Source organism: Tsukamurella sputi (assembly GCF_007858445.1).
Classification (GTDB): Bacteria; Actinomycetota; Actinomycetes; order Mycobacteriales; family Mycobacteriaceae; genus Tsukamurella; species Tsukamurella sputi.
Window position 1 is genome coordinate 1 of the sequence record NZ_VIGV01000187.1, and the last position, 536, is coordinate 536.

The 536-nt window shown below is 60.1% G+C and carries 1 protein-coding gene; it reads left to right on the forward strand.

Annotated features, from left to right (window positions below):
* The coding region (locus FK268_RS23745; RefSeq protein WP_193560336.1) for a fatty acid desaturase family protein at positions 1-536 on the forward strand (536 nt) is incomplete at both ends.

Here is a 536-nt window from a genome sequence, read left to right on the forward strand (position 1 = left end):
CAACGAGCTCGGCCACAACATCATGCACGGCCAGTGGGACTGGATGAACGATCCGGAGATCCACTCGACCACCTGGGAATGGGACTCCGCGTGCGATAGCTCCTTCTGGCGGCACACCCACAACTACATGCACCACAAGTACACCAACGTCACCGATCTCGACGACGACATCGGCTACGGCATCCTGCGCGTCACGCGCGATCAGCCGTGGGAGCCGTACATGCTGTTCAACCCGGTGTACAACGTGATTCTGATGCTCGGCTTCCAGTACGGCAAGGCCGTTCAGCACTTGGAGCTGATGAACGCGCTCAAAGCAGCACTCAACGGCGGCGCGCAGTACAGAGAGCACGACTGGCCCGAGTTCCGCAACCGGCTGAAGGTCGTACTCACCAAGATTGCCAAGCAGACCGCCAAGGACTACGTGCTCTTTCCGGCGATGGCCGTTCCCATTGCCGGGAGCGCGGGGTTTAGGCGGTCGGCGCTGGCGAACATGACGGCGAACACTGTTCGTAACGTGTGGGATCATGTGACAATCT